Here is a 23,843-nt window from a genome sequence, read left to right on the forward strand (position 1 = left end):
AGGGAACAGCTCGCTCAGCTTCATCGCCAGCATCATGTCGCCTTCGGCGCGCAGCTTGCCGCCCATGAACGCCTGCATGCCGTCGGTGGAACCGTCGACGATGCCTTCCAGGGTTTCGCTGTCCATCACCAGAGTGACCTGAGCGTCAGGGTTTTCGCCTTCTTTGAGTTCGCAGGTCTTGTCCTTGACCACCAGCGAGAAATTCTTGCTGTCGTCGATACGGAAACCGAACACCAGGTCCAAGCCTTCGGCAGCGCTTGGGTTGAATTTGGCTTTCATTGCTTCTACGGCTTTAGCTACGTCAGTCATGGTTTCGATCCTTAAGGGTAGAGTCCAGTGACCTTGGGGTCACGGTTGGCCGCAGTTCATCGGAAAGTGATGAGCTGCGGCGCCTTCAACAGTTGCAAGTGGGCGTGACTGTTGAAGGAAGCCAGTGCCACCTCGCGACCACGGAACTTCAGTTGGTTGAGCGAGGTGTTAACAATTTGCCAGTTCATTTCGAAGGCCTGGGCGGCAGGCATTCGGGTAATCAGGTGGAGCAGGGCGGTGATGGTGCCGCCGGAGGTGAATACGGCGATTTTGTCGGTGTGGTTCGCGGCTTCAAGGATGCGCTGCAAGCCACCCTGGACCCGCTCGACAAACCCCAGCCAGCTTTCCAGCCCCGGCGGATCATAGGTGCCGGCCAGCCAGCGTTCGATGATCAGGGCGAAAATGCGCTGGAACTCGCTGCGGTTCTGCGGGCCATTGCGCAGGATATGCACGGCATTCGGTTCACTGCTGAGCAGGTCGGGCAACAGGCCCCGAATAATCGCTTCGCCGTCGAACTCGTTGAATGCGCTGTCGGTTTCCAGCGCCGGCACCGGCAAACCCAGGGCGCTGTACTGATCGAACGTGGCGCTGGCGGTGTGCTGCTGGCGACGCAGGTCGCCGGCGATGCAGCGGTCAAACGCAATGCCCAGGTCTGCCAGGTGGCGACCGAGCACTTGCGCTTGTTCCACGCCAATGGGCGAGAGGACGTCGTAGTCGTCTGCACCGAAGGAGGCCTGGCCATGTCGAATCAGATAAATGCTGCCCACGTCCGTTTTCCCGGTACGTTGAAAGTCTGGCGAGGTTATGAGGATGCCTGCGAGCTGTCAATGGAAAAACATACGCTTGTTTTAAAAGCGCGTTGGAGCCCGCCTGCTGGCGGTTTGATCACTGGCTCCTTCGCGGTGGCGTCGGTATGCTGGGGCCATCCGCGCCTGGCGCAGTGCTTTTTTTAAGGAGACATATGGATTTTCTGGCCGAATACGCGAGCTTTCTGGCGAAGACCGTCACCCTGGTGGTCGCTATTCTGGTGGTACTGATCAGCTTTGCAGCACTGCGCAGCAAAGGTCGTCGTAAATCCGCCGGCCAATTGCAGGTCAGCAAGCTGAATGATTTTTACAAGGGATTGCGCGAGCGCCTGGAGTCGAGCCTGCTCGACAAAGACCAGCTCAAGGCCCTGCGCAAGTCCGAAAGCAAAGCCGAAAAGAAGAAAGACAAGAAGAAGCCCGAGGCCAAGCCACGGGTATTCGTGCTGGATTTCGACGGTGACATCAAGGCCTCGGCCACCGAAAGCCTGCGCCATGAAATCACCGCGCTGCTGAGCCTGGCCACGCCCAAGGATGAAGTGGTGCTGCGCCTGGAAAGCGGCGGCGGCATGGTGCACAGCTATGGCCTGGCCTCTTCGCAACTGGCGCGTATCCGCCAGGCCGGCGTGCCATTGACTGTGTGCATCGACAAAGTGGCGGCCAGCGGCGGCTACATGATGGCGTGCATCGGCGAGAAGATCATCAGCGCTCCCTTCGCCATTCTCGGTTCCATTGGCGTGGTGGCGCAGTTGCCCAACGTCAATCGCCTGCTGAAAAAGCACGACATCGACTTTGAAGTGCTGACTGCCGGTGAATACAAGCGCACGCTCACAGTGTTCGGCGAAAACACCGAGAAGGGCCGGGAGAAGTTCCAGGAAGACCTGGACATTACCCACCAGTTGTTCAAGAACTTCGTTTCGCGCTACCGCCCACAGTTGGCGATTGACGAGGTGGCTACCGGTGAAGTGTGGCTGGGCGTCGCCGCACTCGACAAGCAACTGGTCGATGAGCTGCAAACCAGCGACGAATACCTGGCCACCAAGGCCAAGACCGCCGAAGTGTTCCACCTGCACTATGCCGAGCGTAAGAGCCTGCAAGAGCGCGTAGGCCTGGCAGCCAGCGGTTCGGTGGACCGGGTGCTGTTGACCTGGTGGAGCCGCTTGACCCAGCAACGGTTCTGGTAACCCAGTACTGAAAACCAGGTAATCCCTTGTCGATCGTTCCCACGCTCCGCGTGGGAATGCCTCCAGTGACGCTCTGCGTCACCCTGGCGTAGGTGGGGCGCGGAGCGTCCAAGGCTGCATTCCCACGCGGAGCGTGGGAACGATCATGTCAGGTCAAACGGGGTTTAATCGAGTCCGCCAATTGCGTAAGGATCAGGCAGCACGACACCGCCCCGGCATCCAGAACGCCGAGGGAACGCTCGCCTAAGCGACTGGCCCGGCCAATCTTGGCCACCAGGTCTTTGGTCGAATCCCGCCCTTGAGAAGCAGCGCTTTTCATCGCATCGAGTGCATCGTTGAACGAAGCCCCCGACGCCTGCGCCCGTTCAAAGGCTTCCACCGCCGGAATCAAGGTATCCATCAAGCACTTGTCGCCCACGCCCGCTTCGGTGATGTCCTGCAATGAGGTCAAGCCGCCGCGCAGCAGGTGGGCGAAGGTGGCGGCGTCGATGTCTTCACGGCCGCGCACTTCGTCGGCCATGCCGATAAACAGGCTGCCATACAACGGGCCCATGGAGCCGCCGATGCCTTCCATCAGGCTCAAGGTCAGTTCGTCCAGGGCTTCGGCCAGGGTCAGTTGGTGGCCTTCGATCGTGCGGCCGCAATGGGCAAAGCCCTTGGCCATGTTGATGCCATGGTCGCCATCGCCTATGGCGCCGTCGACTTCGCTGAGGTACTCACGGTTGGCCACGATGACGCGGACCAGGTCGGCGACGATGGCGCTGCCATCATGGGTGGAAAAATGCTGGCTCATGGTTCACTCCGCCTGGGTCATGCCGATGGAGCGGCAGGGTTGGTCGATCAGGGTTTTCAGCTCGGCGTCGAGGCCGAGCAGGGTCAAGGTCACGCCCATCATTTCCAGGGAAGTGAAGTAGTTGCCCACGTAGCAACGGTGAATCTTCAAGCCTTTGGCTTTGAGCTGTTTTTCCACCTCGGCGTAGAAAATATACAACTCCATCACCGGGGTGGCGCCGAGGCCTGAGATCAGCACCACCACGCTGTCGTCCTGGCTGAAATCGCGGTCGGCGAGGATCGGTGCCAGCATGCGCTCGGCCATGGCGGCGGCCGGTTCAATCGGGATGACTTCGATGCCCGGTTCGCCATGATGGCCGATGCCCAGCTCCATCTGGCCGTCGGGAATCTGGAAATTGGGCTTGCCCACCGCGGCGATGGTGCAGGGCGTAAGGCCGATACCAATCGAGCGGCAGTGGTCGACGGTTTTCTGCGCCACCCGAATCACGCCGTCCAGGTCGTAATGCTGGGCAGCGGCGGCACCGCCGATCTTCCACATGAAGATTTCCCCGGCCACGCCGCGACGCTTGGCGATGTCGGCCTTGGGCGCGGACGCCACGTCGTCGTTGGCGACCACCGTGCGGATGCGCGTGTCTTTGCTGGCGGCCATTTTCATCGCCAGCTTCACGTTCATGTTGTCGCCCGCGTAGTTGCCATACAGGCAGGCAACGCCTGCACCATGGTCGGCGGCGCGGAAGGCGTCGAAAAAGCTTTTGGCGGTGGGCGAGGAAAAAATCTCGCCGACGGCCACCGCATCCACCAGGCCTGGGCCAACATAGCCGAGGAACGCCGGCTCATGCCCGGAGCCGCCGCCGGTGACAATGCCGACGCGGCCTTGGGCGGATGGCCTGGCCTTGACGATGACCCGTGGGTTGCTCTCGTACTGGCGCAGTTCGGGGTGCGCGACCAGGATGCCGCGCAGCATGTCTTCGACCACTTGGTCGGGATCGTTGATGACTCGATTCATAACGCGGGTTCCTGTTGTTTTTATTAACTGTAGGAGCGAGCTTGCTCGCGAAAAACGCCAACGATGACGCGGGCTGTCTGATTCAGCGTGGCGGCCTTGAGTTCTTCGCGAGCAAGCTCGCTCCTACAGTAAAAGCGGTTGAGTAAACTTTCAGGGTTCGAGCACAACCTTCAGCGATTTATCGCCGCGCTCCATCACTGCAAACGCTTGCTTGAAATCCGCCAGCGCAAACTTGTGGGTCACCACGTCGCGCATATCGATCTTGCGGTTGCCGATAAAGTCGATGGCCCTGGGGTACATATACGGCCCCAGGTGCGAGCCAAGGATATCCAGCTCCTTGCGGTCGCCGATGATCGACCAATCCACCGTGGCCTCGTCATTGAACACGCTGAATTCGACAAAGCGTCCCAGCTTGCGCAGCATCGCCAGGCCCTGGTTGACTGCCTTGTGATGCCCGGTGGCCTCGATATAGATGTCGCAGCCGTAGCCGTCGGTGATCTCGCGGATCTTCGCCAACACATCCACCTCGGCCGGGTTCCACACTTCATCGGCGCCCAGGCGCAGGGCGAGGGCGGCGCGTTCGGGTTTCATGTCCAGCACGATGAGCTTTTTGGGGTTGCGCAGCCGCACCGCGCCGATAATGCCCAGGCCCAGGGTGCCGGCGCCGGCGACTACCACGATGTCGTCATGGTCGACGTTGGCGCGTTCCGCCGCGTGCAGCGAGCAGGCCAAGGGTTCGATCAGGATCGCTTCATCGGGGGCGATGGATTCCGGCACTTTGTGGATGATGCCTTCCTTGGTGAAGATCATGTACTGGGCCATGGCGCCCTGCACATTGTTCTGAAAGCCATACAGGTCGTGCTTTTGGCACATCCAGTACTGGCCGTGGTTACAGAAGCGGCAGCCCCAGCACGGCACGATCTGCTCGGAGATCACCCGGTCGCCCACGGCCACGCCGCGCTTCTCGGCGCCTGGGCCAAGGGCGACTACGCGGCACACGAACTCATGGCCGGGGATCATCGGCGGCTTCACGTAGCGCGGTTGCTCGGCATCGCCCCAGAACGACGGCGCGCCGCGATAGGTCTTGATATCGCCCATGCAAATGCCGCACAGCTCGACTTTGGTCAGGATCTCGTCGGGGCCGGGGGTGGGCACGTCGACGGTTTCCAGGCGGTAGTCTTCCGGGCCGTGGCAGACCACAGCCTGCATGGTTTTCGGGATACTCGGGGCGAGTTGTTCAGGTGTGCGTTCGGTGACAGTGGACATGACAAAACCTCACGACATAACGATGAATTACTGAATGCTGTAGCCGCCGTCGATCACCATGTTGGCGCCGGTGATCATCTGCGCGGCATCGCTGAGCAGGTACAGCGCCAGCCCGGCGATTTCTTCCGGCTGGGCAAAGCGACCTGCCGGGATCTGCAATTTGGCCCGCTCACCCACCTCGCCGGCCCAGGCTTTTTTACCCAGGGCGGTTTCGACGATGGTGGGGGAGATAGCATTGACGTTCACCTGCGGCGCCCACTCCATGGCCAATACTTTGGTCATGCCGACGATGGCGGCTTTGCTGGCGCAGTAGGCGACGTGACGGTCCAGGCCAATCACGGCGGCCTGGGACGCCAGGTTGACGATGCGCCCGCTGCCCTGGGCGATCATGTGCCTGGCGCAGGCCTGAGCCATGAAAAAGCTGGCCTTGAGGTTGATGTCCAGGGTGGTGTCCCAGGCGCTTTCGCTGACCTCGATGGCCTTGTCCAGCAGCACCACGCCTGCGCTGTTGATCAGGTAATCCAGGCGTTGGAAGTGTGCGAACACCTTGTCGACGGTCGGTTGTATCTGGTCGATCTTTCCGAGGTCGACGGCAATGCCCAGGTGCCCGGCACCCAGGCTAGCGGCCACCTCGACCACGGCCGGGTCACGGTCCAGCAGCGCCACCCGGGCGCCGCGTTCCGCCAGCAAGGTGGCGCAGGCCAGGCCGATGCCGGCGGCGCCACCGGTGATCACCGCGCAACGGCCGCTGAGGTCGAAGGCTTGGTTCCAGAAACCAGACATGAATGACTCCTCGTTCCCACGCTCTGCGTGGGAATGCCGCGTGGAACGCTCTGCGTTCCGATGTTAAGTGACGCGGAGCGTCACGGGATGCGTTCCCACGCGGAGCGTGGGAACGATCAAACTACTTACCGCCGCTGACTTGCTTGTACAGCGCATCCGCATTGGCATTGGTCACCGGCACCCAGGGCAGGATGTAGTTCTTGGCCGTGCCGTCGGCCCATTTCAGGTCCTTGGCATAGCGCTCCCAAATCACCGATTGCGGCTTGTAGTCTTCGCCGGCCAGGGCCCGCAGTGCTACGTCCAGCGCGCCTTGGGACTGGGCCTGGGCGTCCTGCAGGAAGGTGGTGACTTCGTCCTTTTTCGCCGCCTGGATCGCATCCGGCATGCCATCGATGGAGGTGACGGGCACGTCCTTGGAGGTGAGGCCATGGGACTTCAGCGCCTGCACGGCGCCCAGGGCCATGTCGTCGTTCTGAGCGATCACACCGTTGATGCCTTTGGGGTGGGCGTTGAGCCAGTCTTCGGTGAGGGTCATGGCCTGGGCGCGGTCCCAGTTGGCGGTTTTCTTCTCAATGATCTTGATGTCCGGGTGTTTGCCCAGCACTTCCAGTTCGCCCTTTTCCCGGTCGATCTGCGCCGACTGGCCAATCGGGCCCTGGATGATCACCACGTTGCCCTTGCCATTGAGCTTGTCGACCATGGCCTGGGCCTGCAGACGGCCGCCTTCCACGTCGTCGTTACCCACATACGGCACGCTGGCATCGGCTACTTTCGTATTGGAGGCGATGACCACCACGTCGTTGCTCATGGCGGCCTTGACGGTGCCGACGCCGGCCTTGGTATCAATCGGCACGAACAGAATCGCGTCGTAGCGTTGGGTCACCATGTTTTCGATCTGGTTGTTCTGGGTCAGGGCGTCGTAGTTGCCGTCGAACACGGTCAACTGCACGGTGCCATCCTTGACCGCCGGGTGTTCTTTGAGCTCGCGGACCCAGTTCTGCATGAACTGGCCCTTGAGGCCATAGACGGCTGCGCCGATCTTGTAGGTCTTGCCATCGGCTGCCAGGGCAATGCTGCTGGCGAGCAGGGAGAGGGCCGCCGCGGCGGCCAGGGTGGTACCCAGTTTCATAAGTAGAACTCCGGTTATTGTTATGGGTCGTTCTTCAGCGTTTCTTCTTGCGCCATACGTCGATCAGGACTGCGAACACGATGATCAGGCCCTTGGCGACTTGCTGGTAATAGGAGGACACACCGAGCAGGTTGAGGCCGTTGTTGATCACGCCGATCAACAGTGCCCCGAACAAAGTGCCGACAATGCTGCCGGTGCCGCCAGACAAGCTGGTGCCGCCGATCACCACCGCGGCAATCGCGTCCAGCTCATAGGAAACCCCGGCCTGGGGCAGGGCAGAGGTGGTGCGTGCCGACAGCACCACGCCGGCCAACCCGGCGAGCAGGCCCGAGACCACGTACACCGAGAACATCACTTTGCGCACGCCAATGCCGGAGGTGCGCGCGCTTTTTTCATTGCCGCCCACCGCATACACATAACGGCCGTAGGTTGTGTAGCGCAGCACCATCCAGAAAATCAGCGCGACCACGGCGAAGATGATGATCGGCACGCCCACCGGGCCGACCTTGCCGATGCCCAGGGCCAGGTAGGTGTCGGGCAGGTCGGTGATCGGGCTGCCGTCGTTGAGAATAAAGGTCATGCCCCGGGCGATGCTGAGCATGCCGAGGGTGGCCACAAACGGCGGGATCGACAGGTTGGCGATCATAAAACCATTGACCACCCCGAGCATCGCGCCGGCAAACATCCCCGCGCTGACCGCCGCCAACAGACCGTAACCCTGGGTGGCGACCATGGCGCTGCACAAACCGGCGAACGCCAGGATCGACCCCACCGACAGGTCGATGCCCTTGGTCAGGATCACGTAGGTCATGCCCACGGCGAGAATGCCGTTGATGGAGGTCTGGCGCAGGATGTCCATCCAGTTGCGCCAGGTCATAAAGTATTCGCTGGAAAACGCCATTACCACGCACAGCAGGATAAACACCAGCGGCAGGCCAAAGCGGTCGAGGGACAGGCGCAGGCGGTTGCGCGGCGCGGCAGTAACGGGAGCAACGATGGTTTTGGCATTCATGAGGCAAGACTCAACAAGGCTTCCTGGGAAAGAGCGGTGTCGGTGCTGATAGTGACCAGCCGGCCGCCTTTGAAGACGGCAATGCGATCACTCAAATGCAGCAGCTCCGGGGCTTCCGACGACACCACAATGGCTGCACCGCCAGCGCGCACGAACTGGTCGAGCAGGTGGTAGATCTCCTGTTTCGCGCCTTCGTCGATACCGCGGGTGGGTTCATCGCAGAGCAGACACACCGGCTCGGTGGACAGGCATTTGGCGAGCACCACCTTTTGCTGGTTGCCGCCGCTCATGGACGCCACCGGCAGTTCCAGGGAGCTGGTCTTGATCTGCAGGCGCTTGACCATGTCTTCGGCCAGTTGCGCTTCCTTGCGTGCGTTGATCAGCGACCAACTCGACAGGCGCTTATAGGCCGACAGTGCAATGTTGGACAGGATGCTGCCGGTCAGTACCAGGCCGCTGTCCTTGCGGTCTTCGGTGACCAGCGACATGCCGGCGTCGATGGTTGCCTTGGGCTGGCCGATGGGCATGGGTTTGCCTTGCAAGGTAACGCTGCCGGAATCCGCCACGGTCAGGCCGTAGATGCAATTGAGGAATTCACTGCGCCCGGAACCCATCAGCCCGTAAATGCCGAGGATCTCGCCACGGCGCAGTTGCAGGCTGATGTCGTGGAATTCACCGTTGCGGCTCAGGTGGTCGACTTGCAGGCAGGTGCTGGCCGCACATTCGCGGCCGACCTTGTGGTCGATGCGCGTCAGTTCCTGGCCGACAATGCCGCGCACCAGGTGGTCGCGGTCGATATCGGCCATGCGCCCGCTTTCCACAAAGGCGCCATCACGGAAGATGCTGTAGTCATCGGCGATCTGCGCCAGTTCGCTTAGTCGATGGGACACGTACACGATGCCGGCACCGCGTGCGGTAAGGCGGCGAATGGCCTTGAACAGGGTTTCGGCCTCGCGCTCGCCGATGGCCGAGGTGGGCTCGTCCATGATCATCACCTGGCAGTCATGGCTGAACGCCTTGGCGATTTCCACCAGTTGCATCTGCGCCACGCTCAGGCGGTGCATGGGGCTGGTGGCGTCGACGTCGAACTCCAGGCTTTCGAGCAGTTCGCGGGTGCGGCGGTTGAGGGCCTTGCTGTCGACGATACAACCGGCGCGGCGCGGTTCGCGGCCCAGCCAGATGTTTTCGGCGACGGTCATGTAGGGGATGGGTTCCAGCTCCTGGGTGATCATCGCGATTCCGGCGGCCAAGGCGTCACTCGGGCGATTGAACTGCACCGGTGCGCCGTTGAGCAGGATGCTGCCAGCGTCACGCTGGGTGATGCCCATCAGGATGCTCAGGAAAGTCGACTTGCCGGCGCCATTGCCGCCGCACAGGGCGTGGACGCTGCCGGCGTGCAGAGCAAGGCGCCCGTCACGCAGGGCGGGCACCCCGGCATAAGCCTTGGCGACATGTTCAGCCTGGAGCAGTAATGGCGTGGCCATCGGCGTGTCCTCGTGCTGTGAATTCTTATTAGGTCGCACAGTCATGTTTCGCTGTGATCATATGTGTATCAAATGAAATTCTGATCAGTCAATCTCTTTCACTTAAAAGGTGTGGTTCTCATCTGCGAGCCGTTAATTGCCTCTGTATAGGGCTTTGACTGGCGGGTCAGCTAAATCTCGCTTGACAGGAAGGGGTGAATGCTTGCGAAATGCGTGAGAGATATTTCACTAAGTGATCATTTGATCAGTGGAGCCAGGCGCCATGAACACACCTTTCCCGGTGGCTATCGGATGTGATGAAGCGGGTTTTGAGCTCAAAGAGCTGTTGAAGCGCCATATCGAGGGGTTGGGGTACCCGGTGACCGACTTCGGTACTCATTCCATGGCGCCGGTGCTGTACCCGGACATCGCCCTGGCCGTGGCCACGGCCATCAATGCCGGGCAACAGCGCCTTGGTGTGCTGGTGTGCGGCACCGGGATTGGCATGGCCATCTCGGCCAACAAGGTGCTGGGCATTCGTGCGGCCCAGGCCCATGACACCTATTCGGCGGAGCGGGCGCGCAAGAGCAACGATGCGCAAATCCTCTCCATCGGTGCGCGGGTCATCGGCGCGGAGTTGGCCAAAAGTATCGTCAGTGCGTTTTTGGCCTCGGAGTTCGAAGCGGCGCGGTCCGGGGCCAAGGTCGCGCGCATCAATGCGATCGAGCGCGATGGGCATCAGTAGTGGACGGCGCGGGGCAAGAGTCGGGAGAATGCGCCTTTGACGCCGAAACGGAAGCCCGTCCCCATGAGTGACAGTACCCAGCGCATGGCCAGTGATATCGATCAGATGACCGAAGTGGCGATGCTCTATTACCTTGAGAACGTCACTCAGGAGGCCATCGCCAAGCGCTTTGACCTGTCGCGGGCCAAAGTCAGCCGCCTGCTCAAGCGTGCGCGCGATGAAGGGATTGTCGAGGTGCGCGTGTTGCAGCACCCGGCGATGAACAACGAGCTGGAGCGGGCGTTGGTAGAGCGTTTCAAGCTTGACCGCGCCTTGATCGCGGTCGATCACAGTGACCCCGACACCCAGCGCTCCGCGGTCGCCAGCCTGGTGGCCAACTACCTCAACAAGACCCTGGGCGACGGCATGATCGTTGCCGTGGGCATGGGGCGTAACGTCGGCGCGGTGGCCGACAACGTGTTTCTGCCGGTAACCCGCAACTGCACCTTCGTGTGTGCCATCGGCGGTTCGCTCAAGGCCGGCGAATACATGAACCCTGACCACATCTGCCGACGCCTGGCCCTGCGCTTTGGTGGCGAGAGTGAAAGCCTCTACGCTCCGGCGCTGGTGGCCAACCCGGAGCTGCGTGGGGTGCTGATCAACAACGATACGGTGCGTTCGACCCTTGACCGCGCCCGCCGTGCCGATATTGCCCTGATCGGCATCGGCGACATGAGCGAGAACAGCAACATGGTGCGCATGGGCTGGTTCTCGCCCCAGGAAATCGCCCAGGCGCGCCTGTCTGGCACCGTGGGCGACATGATGGGCTATGACTTTATCGACATTCACGGCCAGCCGGCGGTCAACGCCATCCAGGGGCGAGTGATCGGTTTGACGGTGCAGGAGCTGTTTCGCATCCCGGACGTGGTGGCGATTGCCAGTGAGAACACCAAGGCGGCGGCGACCTTGGGGGCGTTGCGCTCGGGAGTGATCAATACGCTGGCGACCACCGTCACCAATGCGCACACCATCCTGGCGCTGGACGATGCCACTCGTAAAACCTGATACAGATCGTTCCCACGCTCCAGCGTGGGAACGCATCCTGTGACGCTCCGCGTCACCCTTGCGCGGGTGGGACGCGGAGCGTCAAAGGCGGCATTCCCACGCGGAGCGTGGGAACGATCAACACCGAGGTGCCTGCATCGCAGGCAAGCCAGCTCCCACAAGTATTGGTGTGCTTCTGATAGGGGGCTACAGGTTTTGTAATAGTTTTGCGCTGTAGGAATTTTGTATTTCAAATGTAGGATTCAAGTCCTTTTGTCATTTCAGGACTTGCATGAACACCCTCTCGGAGCCTCCCAGTCGTCTTTCCCCAAGACCACCGCTGTCGCTGTTTCCGCTCAAACACCCCGTATTCCGTCAACTAACCTTGTCCCGGTCGTACGACCGCACTTTGCCGTGCCTGGCGTTCTGAACACTTTAAAGACAGAGAATTTATAAATGGAATGGTTAGCGGATCCCACGGCCTGGCTCGGCCTTGCGACCTTGATTGTGCTGGAACTGGTGCTGGGTATCGACAACCTGGTGTTTATCGCGATCCTGGCGGACAAGTTGCCGCCGGAGCAGCGTGACCGTGCGCGGTTGATCGGCTTGTCCCTGGCGCTGTTGATGCGCCTGGGCCTGTTGGCGAGTATTTCCTGGTTGGTGACCCTGACCCAGCCGCTGTTCGAGGTGTTCGACAAGAGCTTCTCGGGCCGTGACCTGATCATGCTGTTCGGCGGTATATTCCTGCTGTTCAAGGCCACCATGGAATTGCATGAGCGCCTTGAAGGCCATGTGGCGCAGCACAAGGGCAACGTGGCTTACGCAATGTTCTGGCCGATCGTCGCGCAGATCGTGGTACTGGATGCGGTGTTCTCCCTCGACGCGGTGATTACCGCCGTGGGCATGGTCGACGAGCTGGCGGTGATGATGATCGCGGTGATCGTGTCCATCGGCCTGATGATCGTGGCGAGCAAGCCGCTGACCCGTTTCGTCAATGCGCACCCGACCGTGATCATGCTGTGCCTAGGCTTCTTGATGATGATCGGTTTCGCCCTGACCGCTGAAGGCTTGGGCTTCCATATTCCCAAGGGCTACCTGTACGCGGCCATTGGTTTCTCGATTCTGATCGAGGTGTTCAACCAGATCGCCCGCGCCCGTCGCAAGAAATCGGCACAGGGTGTGTTGCCAGTGCGTGAGCGCACTGCCCATGCGGTGATGCGCTTGTTGGGCGGTCGCAGCCTCGCGGTGGAAGAGGTGGGTGAAGAGGTCGCCGACCTGCTGGGTGAGCCGGATGCTGCGCAGGGCCCGCTGTTTGACCGACGTGAACGGGTGATGATCAGTGGTGTGCTGCAACTGGCCGAGCGGCCGATTCGCACCCTGATGACGCCAAGGGCCAAGGTTGACTGCATTGACCTGGCGGACGACGCCGAGACGATCCGTCTGAAACTGATGCACTCGTCCTACTCGCGCCTGCCGTTGATCCGTAACGGTGCGGTGGATGAGCCCCTGGGTTTTGTGCACAAGAAGGAGTTGCTCAAGGAGTACCTGGCCGGTAACGAGCCGAACCTGGAACACCTGGCGCGTCGGGCGATCAACCTGCTGGAGAGCTTTTCGATCCTCAATGCCCTGGAGCAGATGCGTCAGGAGTCCACCCACATCGCCTTCGTGATCAACGAATTCGGGGACTTCATGGGCGTGTTGAGCATGACGGACATTCTAGAGTCCATCGCCGGTGAATTGCCCGATGCCAGCGAAATCGAAGGGCCGGACATTGTCGAGGACGGCGATGGTTTCCGTGCCAATGGTGCCTTGAACCTTAACCTGGTGCGTCAGCGCACGGGCTTCAAGGCGGTGGCGACTGGGGATTATCAGACCTTGGCGGGTTTGGTGATGAGCCTGCTCGATCGCCTGCCGGTGGTGGGCGATAGCCTGGAGCATGAAGGCTGGCGTTTGACGGTGGCTGAGGTAGAGGAGCGTCGAGTGACACAGGTGCATTTGCGCCCTGGCGCGGGTCATAACGACTGAAGATGTCCTGCACAAACGGCGCTTGCTCTTCCAGAGGGCCGAAGCCTTTGAATTTTTCTACTAGGGCGCCATTCAGGTAGATCAGCAGCGTCGGGGTGCCTGTTACGTCAGGGTGCCTCGGCGTGTGCGCGCAATCGACTACCAGGCTCACGACTCTGGGATGCTTCCAGGCGTGCAGTTCGAACAAGGGCCCTGCCTGCACGCAGGCAGGGCAGTGTTCGGAAACAAACAGAATGAATACCGGGCGTGGTGTGTTCAGTAACCGTTCGAACGCCTTGGCGCTGGAAATTCTGCTCGTTGCAACGCCCATGATGATCCCCCCTTCAAGACGCAGTCGTTTTTCCCAACGCTAAGCCCGCAGATGTGTAGCGTCTACTGTCAACCTTCACAGGTCTGCCGTACCGCTGCGACCCATGAGAGTGCGCAGTAACAGCGCTGTGGGGCCTTGAGTAGCAAGCCGTGGCAAAGATGCTGTCACGGCGTGGAATTATTCCAAGCGTTATCTTGCTGATCTCTAACGACTTTCACCCCAGCATATTTTTCCTTCAGGACCTGTGGCACACTTTCTGCTGTCTATTCCGTTGTTACATACCAAGTTCCGGTATAGCGGAATACACAATCCCTGGAGTGCTTGTCATGCATCACCGACCTTCCGTATTCAAAGCGTGTGTTTTTCTCGTCGTTGCATCGGCTTCCCTCGCCAGCGTGGTGCAGGCGGCGGACAGCAAGCTTGATGATGTGCTCAAGCGTGGGCACTTGATCGTAGGTACAGGCAGTACCAATGCGCCGTGGCACTTCCAGGGAGCGGATGGCAAGTTGCAGGGATTTGATATCGACATCGGCCGCATCGTGGCCAAAGGCCTGTTCAATGACCCGAGCAAGGTGGAGTTTGTGGTGCAGTCGTCTGATGCACGTATTCCCAACCTGCTCACCGACAAGGTCGACATGAGCTGCCAGTTCATTACTGTTACCGCCAGCCGTGCGCAGCAGGTGGCTTTTACCCTGCCGTACTACCGCGAAGGCGTCGGCCTGCTGCTGCCCAACAACAGCAAGTACAAGGAAATCGAAGACCTTCAAGCCGCAGGCGATGACGTTACCGTGGCGGTGCTGCAAAACGTGTACGCCGAAGAGTTGGTACACCAGGCGCTGCCCAAGGCCAAGGTCGACCAGTACGACAGTGTCGACTTGATGTACCAGGCCGTGAACTCAGGCCGCGCCGATGCCGCCGCCACCGACCAGTCCTCGGTCAAATACCTGATGGTGCAGAACCCCGGTCGTTATCGCAGCCCGGCTTATGCCTGGAGCCCGCAAACCTACGCCTGCGCGGTCAAGCGCGGCGACCAGGACTGGCTGAACTTCGTCAACACCGCGCTGCATGAAGCCATGACCGGTGTGGAATTTCCCACCTACAAAGCCTCGTTCAAGCAGTGGTTCGGCGTGGACCTGCCAGAACCGGCGATTGGTTTTCCCGTGGAATTCAAGTGACCCGCAACAACAGGGGCGTGCCTGAACACGCCCCCTTCAGGTGCTGCCGACCATGAACTATCAGTTGAACTTTGCCGCCGTCTGGCGTGATTTCGACACCTTGCTGGCAGGGCTGGGCCTGGGCCTGCAGTTGGCGTTGCTGTCGATCGCCATCGGCTGCGTGATCGGCCTGTTGATGGCGTTTGCCATGCTCTCCAGGCACCGCGCGTTGCGTATTTTTGCCTCGGTGTATGTGACGGTGGTGCGCAATACCCCGATCCTGGTGTTGATCCTGTTGATCTACTTTGCCTTGCCCTCCCTGGGTATTCGCCTGGACAAGATCCCCTCGTTCATCATCACCCTGTCGCTGTATGCCGGTGCCTACCTCACCGAAGTGTTCCGCGCAGGCCTGGTGAATATTCCCAAGGGCTTGCGTGAAGCCGGCCTGGCCATCGGCCTGGGCGAATGGCGGATCCGCGCTTACATCACCGTGCCGGTGATGCTGCGCAACGTGCTGCCGGCGCTGTCGAACAACTTTATCTCGCTGTTCAAGGACACCTCCCTGGCCGCTGCGATCGCGGTGCCGGAGCTGACCTATTACGCCCGCAAGATCAACGTCGAAAGCTACCGGGTGATTGAAACCTGGCTGGTCACGACCGCGCTCTACGTGGCTGCCTGTTACCTGATTGCCATGCTGCTCCGTTACCTGGAACAGCGTTTGGCGATCCGTCGTTAAGGAAGGGTTTGCATGTACGAATCCCCCAGTTGGCTGCATGAATTGTGGATCGCCCGCGAAACGCTTTGGGCTGGCTTCCAGGCCAGTGTGGCGGTCTCGGCGCTGGCGATTATCTTTGGCACCCTGATCGGCATCGTCGCCGGGTTGATCCTCACCTACGGCAAATTCTGGATGCGCGCGCCGTTCCGTCTGTACGTCGATTTGATCCGTGGCACGCCGGTGTTTGTGCTGGTGTTGGCGTGTTTCTACATGCTGCCGGCCCTTGGCTGGCAAATCAGTGCGTTTCAGGCCGGTGCGGTTGGGCTGACCTTGTTCTGTGGCTCCCATGTGTCGGAAATCGTGCGCGGCGCGCTGCAAGCCATTCCCCGTGGGCAACTTGAAGCGGGCAAGGCGATTGGCCTGACGTTTTATCAGTCCCTGGGCTATGTGCTGTTGCCCCAGGCGCTGCGGCAGATCCTGCCGACCTGGGTCAACTCCTCCACGGAAATCGTCAAGGCTTCCACCTTGCTGTCGGTGATCGGCGTGGCGGAATTGCTGCTCAGTACCCAGCAGGTGATCGCGCGCACCTTCATGACCCTGGAGTTCTACCTGTTCGCCGGGTTTCTGTTCTTTGTCATCAACTACGCCATCGAATTATTCGGGCGCTACATTGAAAAGCGGGTGGCCTTGCCATGAATCAAGCTCAAACCAACCCAGCGCTGCTGGACATTCGTGGCCTGCGTAAACAATACGGCCAGGTGGAAGTGCTCAAGGGCGTCGACCTGTCCATGCAGCGCGGCAATGTGGTGACGTTGATCGGATCCAGCGGTTCGGGCAAGACCACTTTGCTGCGCTGCGTGAACCTGCTGGAGGAGTTCCAGGGCGGGCAGATCACCCTGGACGGCGAATCCATCGGCTACAGCGATGTTGGCGGCAAGCGCGTACGCCACCCGGAGCGGGTGATCGCCCAGCACCGCGCAATGACCGGCATGGCGTTCCAGCAATTCAACCTGTTCCCGCACCTGACCGCGCTGCAGAACGTTACCCTCGGCTTGCTCAAGGTCAAGAAAATGGGCAAGGATGAAGCGGTAGCCCTGGCCGAAAAATGGCTGGACCGCGTCGGCCTGCTGGAGCGCCGCAATCACTTTCCCGGTCAATTGTCCGGCGGCCAGCAACAGCGCGTGGCCATTGCCCGGGCCATCGCCATGAACCCCAGCCTGATGTTGTTCGACGAAGTCACCTCAGCCCTCGACCCCGAGTTGGTGGGCGAAGTGCTCAGCGTGATCAAGGGGCTGGCGGAGGAGGGCATGACCATGTTGTTGGTCACCCACGAAATGCGCTTTGCTTATGAAGTCTCGGACCAGATCGTGTTCATGAACCAGGGCCGCATTGAAGTGCAGGGCAGCGCGAAGGACATCTTCGAACGGCCGCAGTCGCCGCGACTGGCGGAATTTCTCAAGAACATTCGTTTTTAACAAGGAGCAACTTTTATGAGCATTACTCGTTACGGCACCGGCAGCACCGCAGGTGGCGGCCAGCCACGCCCGTTCGCCCGCGCCGTGGAAGCCGATGGCTGGCTGTATGTGTCGGGCCAGGTGCCTGCGGTGGACGGTGAAATCATCAATGGTGGCATCATTGAGCAAACCCGCCAGACGATGCGCAACGTGGTGGCGATCCTCGAAGAAGCCGGCTACGAGCTCAAGGATGTGGTGCGGGTGGGCGTATGGCTGGAAGACCCACGGGACTTCTGGAGTTTCAACAAGGTGTTCGGTGAATACTTCACCCCGGAACACGCCCCGGCGCGCGCCTGCGTGCAGGCCAACATGATGGTCGATTGCAAGGTCGAGATCGATTGCGTGGCCTACAAGAAAAAGGCCTAACTGATCATTCCCACGCTCTGCGTGGGAATACCGCCTTGGACGCTCTGCGTCCGCGCTTGTGACGCAGAGCGTCACCGCATGCATTCCCACGCAGAGCGTGGGAACGATCATCTGGAACGGGACCGAGTACTGCCATGACCGAAGACACCATCAAACGCCGCGCCAAAGGCCTGGACCGTGCGTTCGATATCCTCGATTTTCTCAAGGAAATCGGCCAGCCCCTGCGCCCGAATGATATTGCCAGCGGCATTGGCAGCCCCAAATCCACGGTCTACGAACTGGTGGCGTCGTTGCTGGAGCGGCGCATCCTGGAGACCGTGGGCAAGGACGGCCACGTGTACCTGGGCCGGCAGCTGTATTTCCTCGGCCAGGCACACTTGCGTCACTTCGACCTGACCCGCGAGGCCGACCACGCCTTACAGGAGATCGTCAGCCAGACCCACGAAACCGCGCAGATGTGCCTGCTCAACGGGCGCAAATACACGGTGGCGCTGATGCGCGAGGGCCAGCGGCATTTCCGTATTTCTTCGGATATCGGCGAAAACGCGCCCATTCCGTGGACCGCCTCGGGGCGCTTGTTGCTAGGGCATTTGAGCGACCAGCAGATCGTCGACCTGATCGACCCCGACGATTTCATCCTGCCGGACGGCCTGCGCCTGCCGCTGGACACGTTCCTGGCGCAAATCCGCCAGGCCAGCCTCGATGGGTTCTTCTCCTTCGACAGTGTGGCCGACACCTTCACCCATTGCTTTGCCGCCCCGGTGCGCGATGCCCAGGGCATCAGCATCGCGACCCTGTGCATCGTCGCCCCCCGGGCCGATGCCAGCAAAAACTACCACGACTATCGCCGGGTACTGATCGACAGCGCCAACAGCCTGGCCCGGCGCATCAACGAATAGGAGTTTTCCATGTCTGCCCTCAACGCCGTTGAAAAAGGTGCCGCCGCCGTCGGTGCTCATTTGGTTCGCGATGTCAGCCTGCCGGCCCTGGTGCTGCACCGTGACGCCCTGGAACATAACATCCGCTGGATGCAGGACTTTGTCCGCAGCAGCGGCGCCGAGCTGGCGCCCCACGGCAAGACCAGCATGATGCCCGCGCTGTTCCAGCGCCAGATCGCCGCCGGTGCCTGGGGCATCACCCTGGCTACCGCCGTGCAGACGCGTGCCGCCTACGCCAGCGGCGTGCGTCGTGTGCTGATGGCCAACCAGTTGGTGGGCGCGCCGAACATGGCCTTGATCGCCGACCTGCTGGCCGATAAGGATTTTGACTTCCATTGCATGGTCGATCACCCGGACAACGTTGCCGACCTGGGCCTGTTCTTCGCCGCCCGTGGCCAGCGCCTCAATGTGATGATCGAGTACGGCGTGGTCGGTGGCCGCTGCGGTTGCCGCAGCGAGCAAGAGGTGCGTGAGCTGGCCAAGGCGATCAAAGCCCAACCGGCATTGGCGCTCACCGGTATCGAGGGTTACGAAGGGGTGATTCACGGCGAGCACGCCATCAGTGGCATTCGCGCCTTCGCCGCCAGCCTGGTGAGCCTGGCGGTCGAGCTGCAAGACAGCGGCCTGTTCGACCTGCCCAAGCCGATCATCACCGCATCGGGCTCGGCCTGGTACGACCTGATCGCCGAGTCGTTCGAGACGCAGAACGCCGCCGGCCGCTTCCTCAGCGTGTTACGCCCTGGCAGTTACGTGGCCCACGACCATGGCATCTACAAAGAAGCGCAGTGCTGCGTACTCGAACGCCGCAGCGACCTCAACGAGGGCCTGCGCCCGGCAATGGAAGTCTGGGCGCACGTGCAGTCGCTGCCGGAGCCTGGTTTTGCGGTGGTTGCCCTGGGCAAGCGCGACGTGGCCTACGACGCCGGTTTGCCGGTGCCACTCAAGCGCTACAAGGCCGGGATCGTGCCTGCGCAAGGGGATGATGTGAGCGGGTGCAAGGTCACGGCGGTGATGGACCAGCATGCGTTCATGACCGTGGCGCCGGGGGTGGAATTGCGCATTGGCGACATTATTTCGTTTGGTACGTCCCACCCTTGCCTGACCTTTGACAAGTGGCAGGTGGGCTGCCTGGTGGATGAGCAGTTGCAGGTGGTTGAGTCTCTGCGTACCTGCTTCTAGACCGCGTCGCGGCTATCGCAGGCAAGCCAGCTCCCACATTCGACTGCATTCCTCCAGTTGGAATAGGGTCAACTGTGGGAGCGGGCTTGCCCGCGATGGGGCCCTCCAGCACACCTGAGAACTTTGCCATGAACACCCACCCCCACATCGCCCTCATCGGCGAATGCATGATCGAACTGCAACACCGCGCCGACGGCAGCCTGCACCAGAGCTTCGGCGGCGATACCCTGAACACCGCGGTGTACCTGCGCCGCGAACTGGGCGAGGTCGGCAGCGTTGACTACGTCACCGCCCTGGGCGATGACAGCTTCAGCGATGCCATGTGTGAGCATTGGCACGCCGAAGGCCTTGGCCTGGGGATGGTCCAGCGCCTGCCAGGGCGCCTGCCGGGCTTGTACTGCATCCAGACTGATGCCCAGGGCGAACGTAAATTCCTCTACTGGCGCAACGAAGCGGCCGTGCGCGACTGCTTTACCACACCGGCTGCCGAGCCGGTCCTGGCGGCCTTGCCGGGCTATGACATGGTGTATTTGAGCGGCATTACCCTGGCGGTGCTGGGAGATATCGGACGTGAGCGCTTACTGCAGGCGCTGATCGAAGCCCGTCGGCGCGGCGCCAAGGTGGTGTTCGATAACAACTACCGGCCGCGGCTGTGGGCCGATGTGCAAACGGCCCGTGAGGCGTATCGCAGGGTGTTGGTCGAGGTGGACATTGCCTTGCTCACCGAGGATGACGAACGCGCGTTGTTTGGTTATGAGGATAGCGAGCAGGTGTTTGCGGCGTACCCGTCGATTGCAGAAGTGGTGCTCAAGCGGGGAGCGGATGCCTGCCTGATTCGTTGCGCGGGGGAGCGCTTTGCGGTGCCGGCGTTGAAGGTGGAGAAGGTGGTGGACACCACGGCGGCGGGGGATTCGTTCAGTGCGGCGTATTTGGCCAGTCGGCTCAAGGGTGGCTCGCCGCAAGAGGCTGCATTGGCGGGGCATCGGTTGGCGAGCCGGGTGATTCAGGTGCCGGGGGCGCTGATACCGAGATGATCACTGATCGTTCCCACGCTCTGCGTGGGAGCGCAGCCCGGGACGCTCCGCGTCCCAGAAACGGACGCAGAGCGTCCAGTGAGGCATTCCCACGCAGAGCGTAGGAACGATCGGACTGAAGCCATCCACTCAATCGCGGTAAAACACCTGCACCAGGTGATAGCCAAACTTGCTCTTGATCGGCCCGTGCACCACCTTCACCGGCTTCTTGAAGATCACCGCATCAATCGCCCCCACCATCTGCCCGGGCCGCACTTCGCCCAGGTCACCGCCACGTTTGCCCGACGGGCAGGTGGAGTACTTCTTGGCCAGCACATCAAAGGCTTCGCCCTTGGCAATGCGCTGCTTGAGTTGTTCGGCTTCTTCGCTGGTTTTCACCAGGATATGACGGGCTTGGGCTTTCATGGGGCTCTACCAGCTGTGCGACGGCGCGCGATTATGCCTGAACTCAGGCCTCGCCGCCGATCATGCTACGGATTTTGTTGGCCAACAGGTCAATGGAAAAAGGCTTGGCGACCATGTCCATGCCGTCTTCCAGGAACCCCTGGCGCTCGGCGGCTTTCTCGGCATAACCGGTCATGAACAGCACGCGCAGGCCGGGGCGATGCTGGCGGGCGATTTCCGCCAGTTGCCGGCCATTCATGCCGGGCAGGCCAACGTCGGTCACCAGCAAGTCCACGCGCAAATCCGACTCCAGCAACGGCAGCGCCGCACGCGCATCCGCCGCCTGGTGCGCGGTATAGCCCAGTTCGTCGAGTACATTGACCACCAGCATACGCACCGCCGGGTCGTCCTCGACCACCACCACCGCTTCACCGGCCAGGGCCACGGGGGCTTCGGTCAGGCTGGTAGGCAGGCTGCTTTCCAGTGCGGTGCCATACAAGCGCGGCAGGTACAGGCGCACGCAGGTGCCCTGGCCGGGTTCGCTCTGGATAGTTACGTGGCCGCCGGACTGCTGGGCAAAGCCGTAGATCATCGACAACCCAAGGCCCGTGCCTTGGCCGATGGGCTTGGTGGTGAAGAACGGGTCGAAGGCCTTGGCGAGGATTTTCGGTGCCATGCCGCTGCCGTTGTCGCTCACGCCAAGCATCACATAGTCGCCGGCCTTGACCGGTTCCAGGGTGGTGATGTCGGTGCCGTCCAGGTAACTGTTGGCGGTTTCGATCAGCAACTCGCCGCCGTCGGGCATGGCGTCGCGGGCGTTGATCACCAGGTTGAGCAGGGCGTTTTCCAACTGGCTGGCGTCGGTGTTCACCGGCCAGATGTCCTTGCCCAGTTGGACCTTGAGTTCGATGTGCGCGCCCTTGGTGCGCCGGAACAGGTCTTCCAGGGACGCCACCAGTTGGTTGGGGTCGGTGGGGCGACGGTCCAGCGACTGGCGCCGCGAGAACGCCAGCAGCCGGTGGGTGAGGGCAGCGGCACGGTGGGCGGAGGACACGGCCGCATCGGCAAACCGGCCGATATCGTCGCTGCGCCCGGCGGCAATATAGCGCTGCATCAGGTCCAGGCTGCCGATAATGCCGGTGAGCATATTGTTGAAGTCATGGGCGATACCGCCGGTGAGTTGGCCGACCGCTTCCATCTTCTGCGCATGGCGCAGGGCATCTTCGGCACGTTCGCGCTCGAACATCTCGTTTTGCAGGCGCTGGTTGGCTTCGGCCAGCGCCTGGGTGCGCTGGGCCACGCGTTCTTCAAGGTTCTCGTTGAGGTGGCGCAGGGCCTCTTCGGTGAGCTTGCGTTCGGTCTCGTCGATCACAAAGATATAGAAACCATTCACAGAGCCGTCACTGCTAAAGCGCGGCAAGTACTTCATCAGCGCATGGCGCGGGCGGCCATCGCGATGAGGCGTCACTGTCATGAAGCTGCACGCCTTGCCCTTGAGCGCGGCGGCGATCTTGTCTGCGCGCCCTGCGTACACCTCGTCGCCGATGACTTCGCGGATGGTTCTGCCGTACAGCTCCTGGGGCGTCTTGCCGTACCACTCGAGGTAGGCGCTGTTGTTGAGGCGAAAGCGCTGGTCGTGGTCAACGTAGCCGATCAACACCGGCATGGCGTTGATGATCAATTGCAGCTCGGTCTGGCTCTGGCGCAAGGCCTGCTCGGTGTTTTTGCGCTCGGTGAGGTCCAGCGCGGCGCCGAGGAACCGTGCCGGCCGGCCGTGATGATCCTTGTAGCAGCGGCCACGGGCGAATACCCAGCGCACCTGGCCATCGGCTTGCTGCAGGCGGTACTCTTCGGCGTATTCGGTGCCGTGGGTGATGCAATGCTTGATGCTGCGCGTCACCGTGCCCCGGTCTTCGGGATGCACGCCGTGCAGGTAGGCGCTGATGGGCAGCAGGCTTGAGTCGTTGGGGTCGACGCCATGCAGGTAGGCGAAATGGGCGTCGGCAATGAAGCGGTCTTCACCGATATCCCAATCCCAGGTGCCCACCGCGTCGGTGGCCGCCAGCGCCAGTTGCAGGCGCTGCTCGGTGTTGTGCTGGGCCTTGAGGCTCGCTTCGGAACGCTGTTGCAGTTCGAGGGTTTTGCTGCGCCGTTCATTGGTTTCAATGGCCGTGACCAGAATGCCGGCCACCCGGCAGCTTTCGTCGCGCACCGGGCTGTAGGTCAGGTCGAGCCATATCTCGGTGTCGCGGCCCTCGCGTTGCAGCACAAAGCGTTGCTCGCTGAAGGTGCGCACCTGGCCGCCGAGCACGGCGTCGTAGACCGGCGCGGCGAAGCTTTCCAGTTCGGGCCAAGTGTGGTGCGCCGGCTGGCCCAGAGCGCCGGGGTGCTTGCCGCCTATCAGGTGGGCAAAGCCATCGTTATAAAGTTGTATGAGGTGTGGGCCCCACAGCAGCACCATTGGCATGGGTGAATGCACGACGATATCGACAGCAGTGCGCAGGCTTTGCGGCCACTCACTGGCCTCACCGAGTGGGCTTTGCGCCCAGTCCAGCCGCTTGATCAGCGCAGCGGCTTCGCTACCGGTGGATGTTCCATTCATAAAAAAACCTGAGCCTGACGCTTTGAAAAATGACAACCCCCATTGTCCCAAGGAACGACAGCGGGTGACTACCCCCGAAAAATAGCATGCCTTGAGGGTTTTTCTTC

At 61.3% G+C, this 23,843-nt stretch carries 23 protein-coding genes and 1 pseudogene; 12 read left to right on the forward strand and 12 right to left on the reverse strand.

Going from position 1 to position 23,843, the window contains the following annotated elements:
* Both E1K68_RS12285 and E1K68_RS12290 read right to left on the reverse strand, forming a co-directional pair.
* Nucleotides 1-309, reverse strand: a 309-nt coding sequence (locus E1K68_RS12285; RefSeq protein ID WP_212614154.1) for an SCP2 sterol-binding domain-containing protein, incomplete at its 3' end; no start/stop codon positions are given.
* Nucleotides 310-365: 56 nt separating this feature from the next.
* Complete coding sequence (locus E1K68_RS12290) at nucleotides 366-1,076, reverse strand: histidine phosphatase family protein (RefSeq protein WP_003191853.1); 711 nt, start codon at nucleotides 1,074-1,076, stop codon at nucleotides 366-368.
* A 194-nt stretch (nucleotides 1,077-1,270) separates the two neighbouring features.
* Here E1K68_RS12290 and sohB point away from each other — a divergent pair, with 194 nt between their 5' ends.
* Nucleotides 1,271-2,296 carry a protease SohB gene (sohB, locus tag E1K68_RS12295; RefSeq protein ID WP_032896860.1) on the forward strand — a complete coding sequence of 342 codons (1,026 nt, stop codon included), beginning with the start codon at nucleotides 1,271-1,273 and terminating at the stop codon, nucleotides 2,294-2,296.
* Nucleotides 2,297-2,444: 148 nt separating this feature from the next.
* Here sohB and dhaL read toward each other — a convergent pair whose 3' ends face one another.
* The 7 genes from dhaL to E1K68_RS12330 form a co-directional block, all read right to left on the reverse strand.
* Nucleotides 2,445-3,089, reverse strand: coding sequence for a dihydroxyacetone kinase subunit DhaL (gene dhaL, locus E1K68_RS12300; RefSeq protein WP_003191849.1), 645 nt, complete (start codon nucleotides 3,087-3,089; stop codon nucleotides 2,445-2,447).
* A 3-nt stretch (nucleotides 3,090-3,092) separates the two neighbouring features.
* Complete coding sequence (locus tag E1K68_RS12305; protein ID WP_212614155.1) at nucleotides 3,093-4,094, reverse strand: dihydroxyacetone kinase subunit DhaK; 1,002 nt, start codon at nucleotides 4,092-4,094, stop codon at nucleotides 3,093-3,095.
* 150 nt (nucleotides 4,095-4,244) lie between these two features.
* Nucleotides 4,245-5,360, reverse strand: coding sequence for an alcohol dehydrogenase catalytic domain-containing protein (locus E1K68_RS12310; protein WP_032900715.1), 1,116 nt, complete (start codon nucleotides 5,358-5,360; stop codon nucleotides 4,245-4,247).
* Between the two features lie 27 nt (nucleotides 5,361-5,387).
* Nucleotides 5,388-6,143: an SDR family oxidoreductase gene (locus E1K68_RS12315; RefSeq protein WP_003191843.1), complete on the reverse strand. Its 756-nt coding sequence runs from the start codon at nucleotides 6,141-6,143 to the stop codon at nucleotides 5,388-5,390.
* Between the two features lie 121 nt (nucleotides 6,144-6,264).
* A complete protein-coding gene (locus E1K68_RS12320; protein WP_094775024.1) occupies nucleotides 6,265-7,272 on the reverse strand; it encodes a substrate-binding domain-containing protein in 1,008 nt (335 codons plus the stop codon).
* A 34-nt stretch (nucleotides 7,273-7,306) separates the two neighbouring features.
* The gene (locus E1K68_RS12325; RefSeq protein ID WP_003191840.1) at nucleotides 7,307-8,284 is read right to left on the reverse strand and encodes an ABC transporter permease; all 978 of its coding nucleotides are present in this window, start codon (nucleotides 8,282-8,284) and stop codon (nucleotides 7,307-7,309) included.
* Nucleotides 8,281-9,768 carry a sugar ABC transporter ATP-binding protein gene (locus tag E1K68_RS12330; protein WP_057710420.1) on the reverse strand — a complete coding sequence of 496 codons (1,488 nt, stop codon included), beginning with the start codon at nucleotides 9,766-9,768 and terminating at the stop codon, nucleotides 8,281-8,283. The genes E1K68_RS12325 and E1K68_RS12330 overlap by 4 nt, the downstream gene beginning before the upstream one ends.
* Nucleotides 9,769-10,030: 262 nt before the next feature.
* Between E1K68_RS12330 and rpiB the strand changes: the two genes are divergently transcribed.
* The 3 genes from rpiB (at nucleotide 10,031) to E1K68_RS12345 (ending at nucleotide 13,540) form a co-directional block, all read left to right on the forward strand.
* The gene (rpiB, locus tag E1K68_RS12335; RefSeq protein ID WP_003191837.1) at nucleotides 10,031-10,492 is read left to right on the forward strand and encodes a ribose 5-phosphate isomerase B; all 462 of its coding nucleotides are present in this window, start codon (nucleotides 10,031-10,033) and stop codon (nucleotides 10,490-10,492) included.
* A 63-nt stretch (nucleotides 10,493-10,555) separates the two neighbouring features.
* Nucleotides 10,556-11,536, forward strand: a complete 981-nt coding sequence (locus E1K68_RS12340; protein WP_003191835.1) for a sugar-binding transcriptional regulator — start codon at nucleotides 10,556-10,558, stop codon at nucleotides 11,534-11,536.
* A gap of 435 nt (nucleotides 11,537-11,971) precedes the next feature.
* On the forward strand, nucleotides 11,972-13,540 hold the full coding sequence (locus tag E1K68_RS12345; protein ID WP_057710421.1) for a TerC family protein: 1,569 nt from the start codon (nucleotides 11,972-11,974) through the stop codon (nucleotides 13,538-13,540).
* Between the two features lie 37 nt (nucleotides 13,541-13,577).
* Here the strand turns inward: E1K68_RS12345 and E1K68_RS12350 are convergent.
* Nucleotides 13,578-13,850, reverse strand: a pseudogene (locus E1K68_RS12350) (thioredoxin family protein); the annotation flags it as partial.
* A gap of 326 nt (nucleotides 13,851-14,176) precedes the next feature.
* Here E1K68_RS12350 and E1K68_RS12355 point away from each other — a divergent pair.
* The 8 genes from E1K68_RS12355 (at nucleotide 14,177) to E1K68_RS12390 (ending at nucleotide 20,750) form a co-directional block, all read left to right on the forward strand.
* Nucleotides 14,177-15,025, forward strand: a complete 849-nt coding sequence (locus E1K68_RS12355) for a transporter substrate-binding domain-containing protein (RefSeq protein ID WP_212614156.1) — start codon at nucleotides 14,177-14,179, stop codon at nucleotides 15,023-15,025.
* 52 nt (nucleotides 15,026-15,077) lie between these two features.
* Nucleotides 15,078-15,740 (forward strand): amino acid ABC transporter permease, encoded by a 663-nt coding sequence (locus E1K68_RS12360; protein ID WP_003191828.1) that lies wholly within the window; start codon nucleotides 15,078-15,080, stop codon nucleotides 15,738-15,740.
* Between the two features lie 12 nt (nucleotides 15,741-15,752).
* Entirely contained in the window at nucleotides 15,753-16,415 is a 663-nt protein-coding gene (locus E1K68_RS12365; RefSeq protein ID WP_003191826.1) for an amino acid ABC transporter permease, read from the forward strand.
* Entirely contained in the window at nucleotides 16,412-17,194 is a 783-nt protein-coding gene (locus E1K68_RS12370; protein ID WP_212614157.1) for an amino acid ABC transporter ATP-binding protein, read from the forward strand. The genes E1K68_RS12365 and E1K68_RS12370 overlap by 4 nt, the downstream gene beginning before the upstream one ends.
* A 15-nt stretch (nucleotides 17,195-17,209) precedes the next feature.
* On the forward strand, nucleotides 17,210-17,599 hold the full coding sequence (locus E1K68_RS12375) for a RidA family protein (RefSeq protein ID WP_003191822.1): 390 nt from the start codon (nucleotides 17,210-17,212) through the stop codon (nucleotides 17,597-17,599).
* A 134-nt stretch (nucleotides 17,600-17,733) separates the two neighbouring features.
* Nucleotides 17,734-18,498, forward strand: a complete 765-nt coding sequence (locus E1K68_RS12380) for an IclR family transcriptional regulator (RefSeq protein ID WP_003191821.1) — start codon at nucleotides 17,734-17,736, stop codon at nucleotides 18,496-18,498.
* Between the two features lie 9 nt (nucleotides 18,499-18,507).
* Nucleotides 18,508-19,716, forward strand: a complete 1,209-nt coding sequence (locus tag E1K68_RS12385; RefSeq protein ID WP_034135842.1) for an amino acid deaminase — start codon at nucleotides 18,508-18,510, stop codon at nucleotides 19,714-19,716.
* 128 nt (nucleotides 19,717-19,844) lie between these two features.
* Entirely contained in the window at nucleotides 19,845-20,750 is a 906-nt protein-coding gene (locus E1K68_RS12390) for a sugar kinase (RefSeq protein ID WP_212614158.1), read from the forward strand.
* A gap of 129 nt (nucleotides 20,751-20,879) precedes the next feature.
* Here the strand turns inward: E1K68_RS12390 and E1K68_RS12395 are convergent, their stop codons facing one another.
* Both E1K68_RS12395 and E1K68_RS12400 read right to left on the reverse strand, forming a co-directional pair.
* A complete protein-coding gene (locus E1K68_RS12395) occupies nucleotides 20,880-21,155 on the reverse strand; it encodes a peptidylprolyl isomerase (RefSeq protein WP_003174397.1) in 276 nt (91 codons plus the stop codon).
* 43 nt (nucleotides 21,156-21,198) lie between these two features.
* Nucleotides 21,199-23,736: a PAS domain-containing protein gene (locus E1K68_RS12400; protein ID WP_003191814.1), complete on the reverse strand. Its 2,538-nt coding sequence runs from the start codon at nucleotides 23,734-23,736 to the stop codon at nucleotides 21,199-21,201.
* Nucleotides 23,737-23,843 lie beyond the last annotated feature (107 nt).

The sequence above is a fragment of the Pseudomonas sp. B2021 genome, assembly GCF_018135665.1.
GTDB classification, from domain to species: domain Bacteria; phylum Pseudomonadota; class Gammaproteobacteria; order Pseudomonadales; family Pseudomonadaceae; genus Aquipseudomonas; species Aquipseudomonas lactis.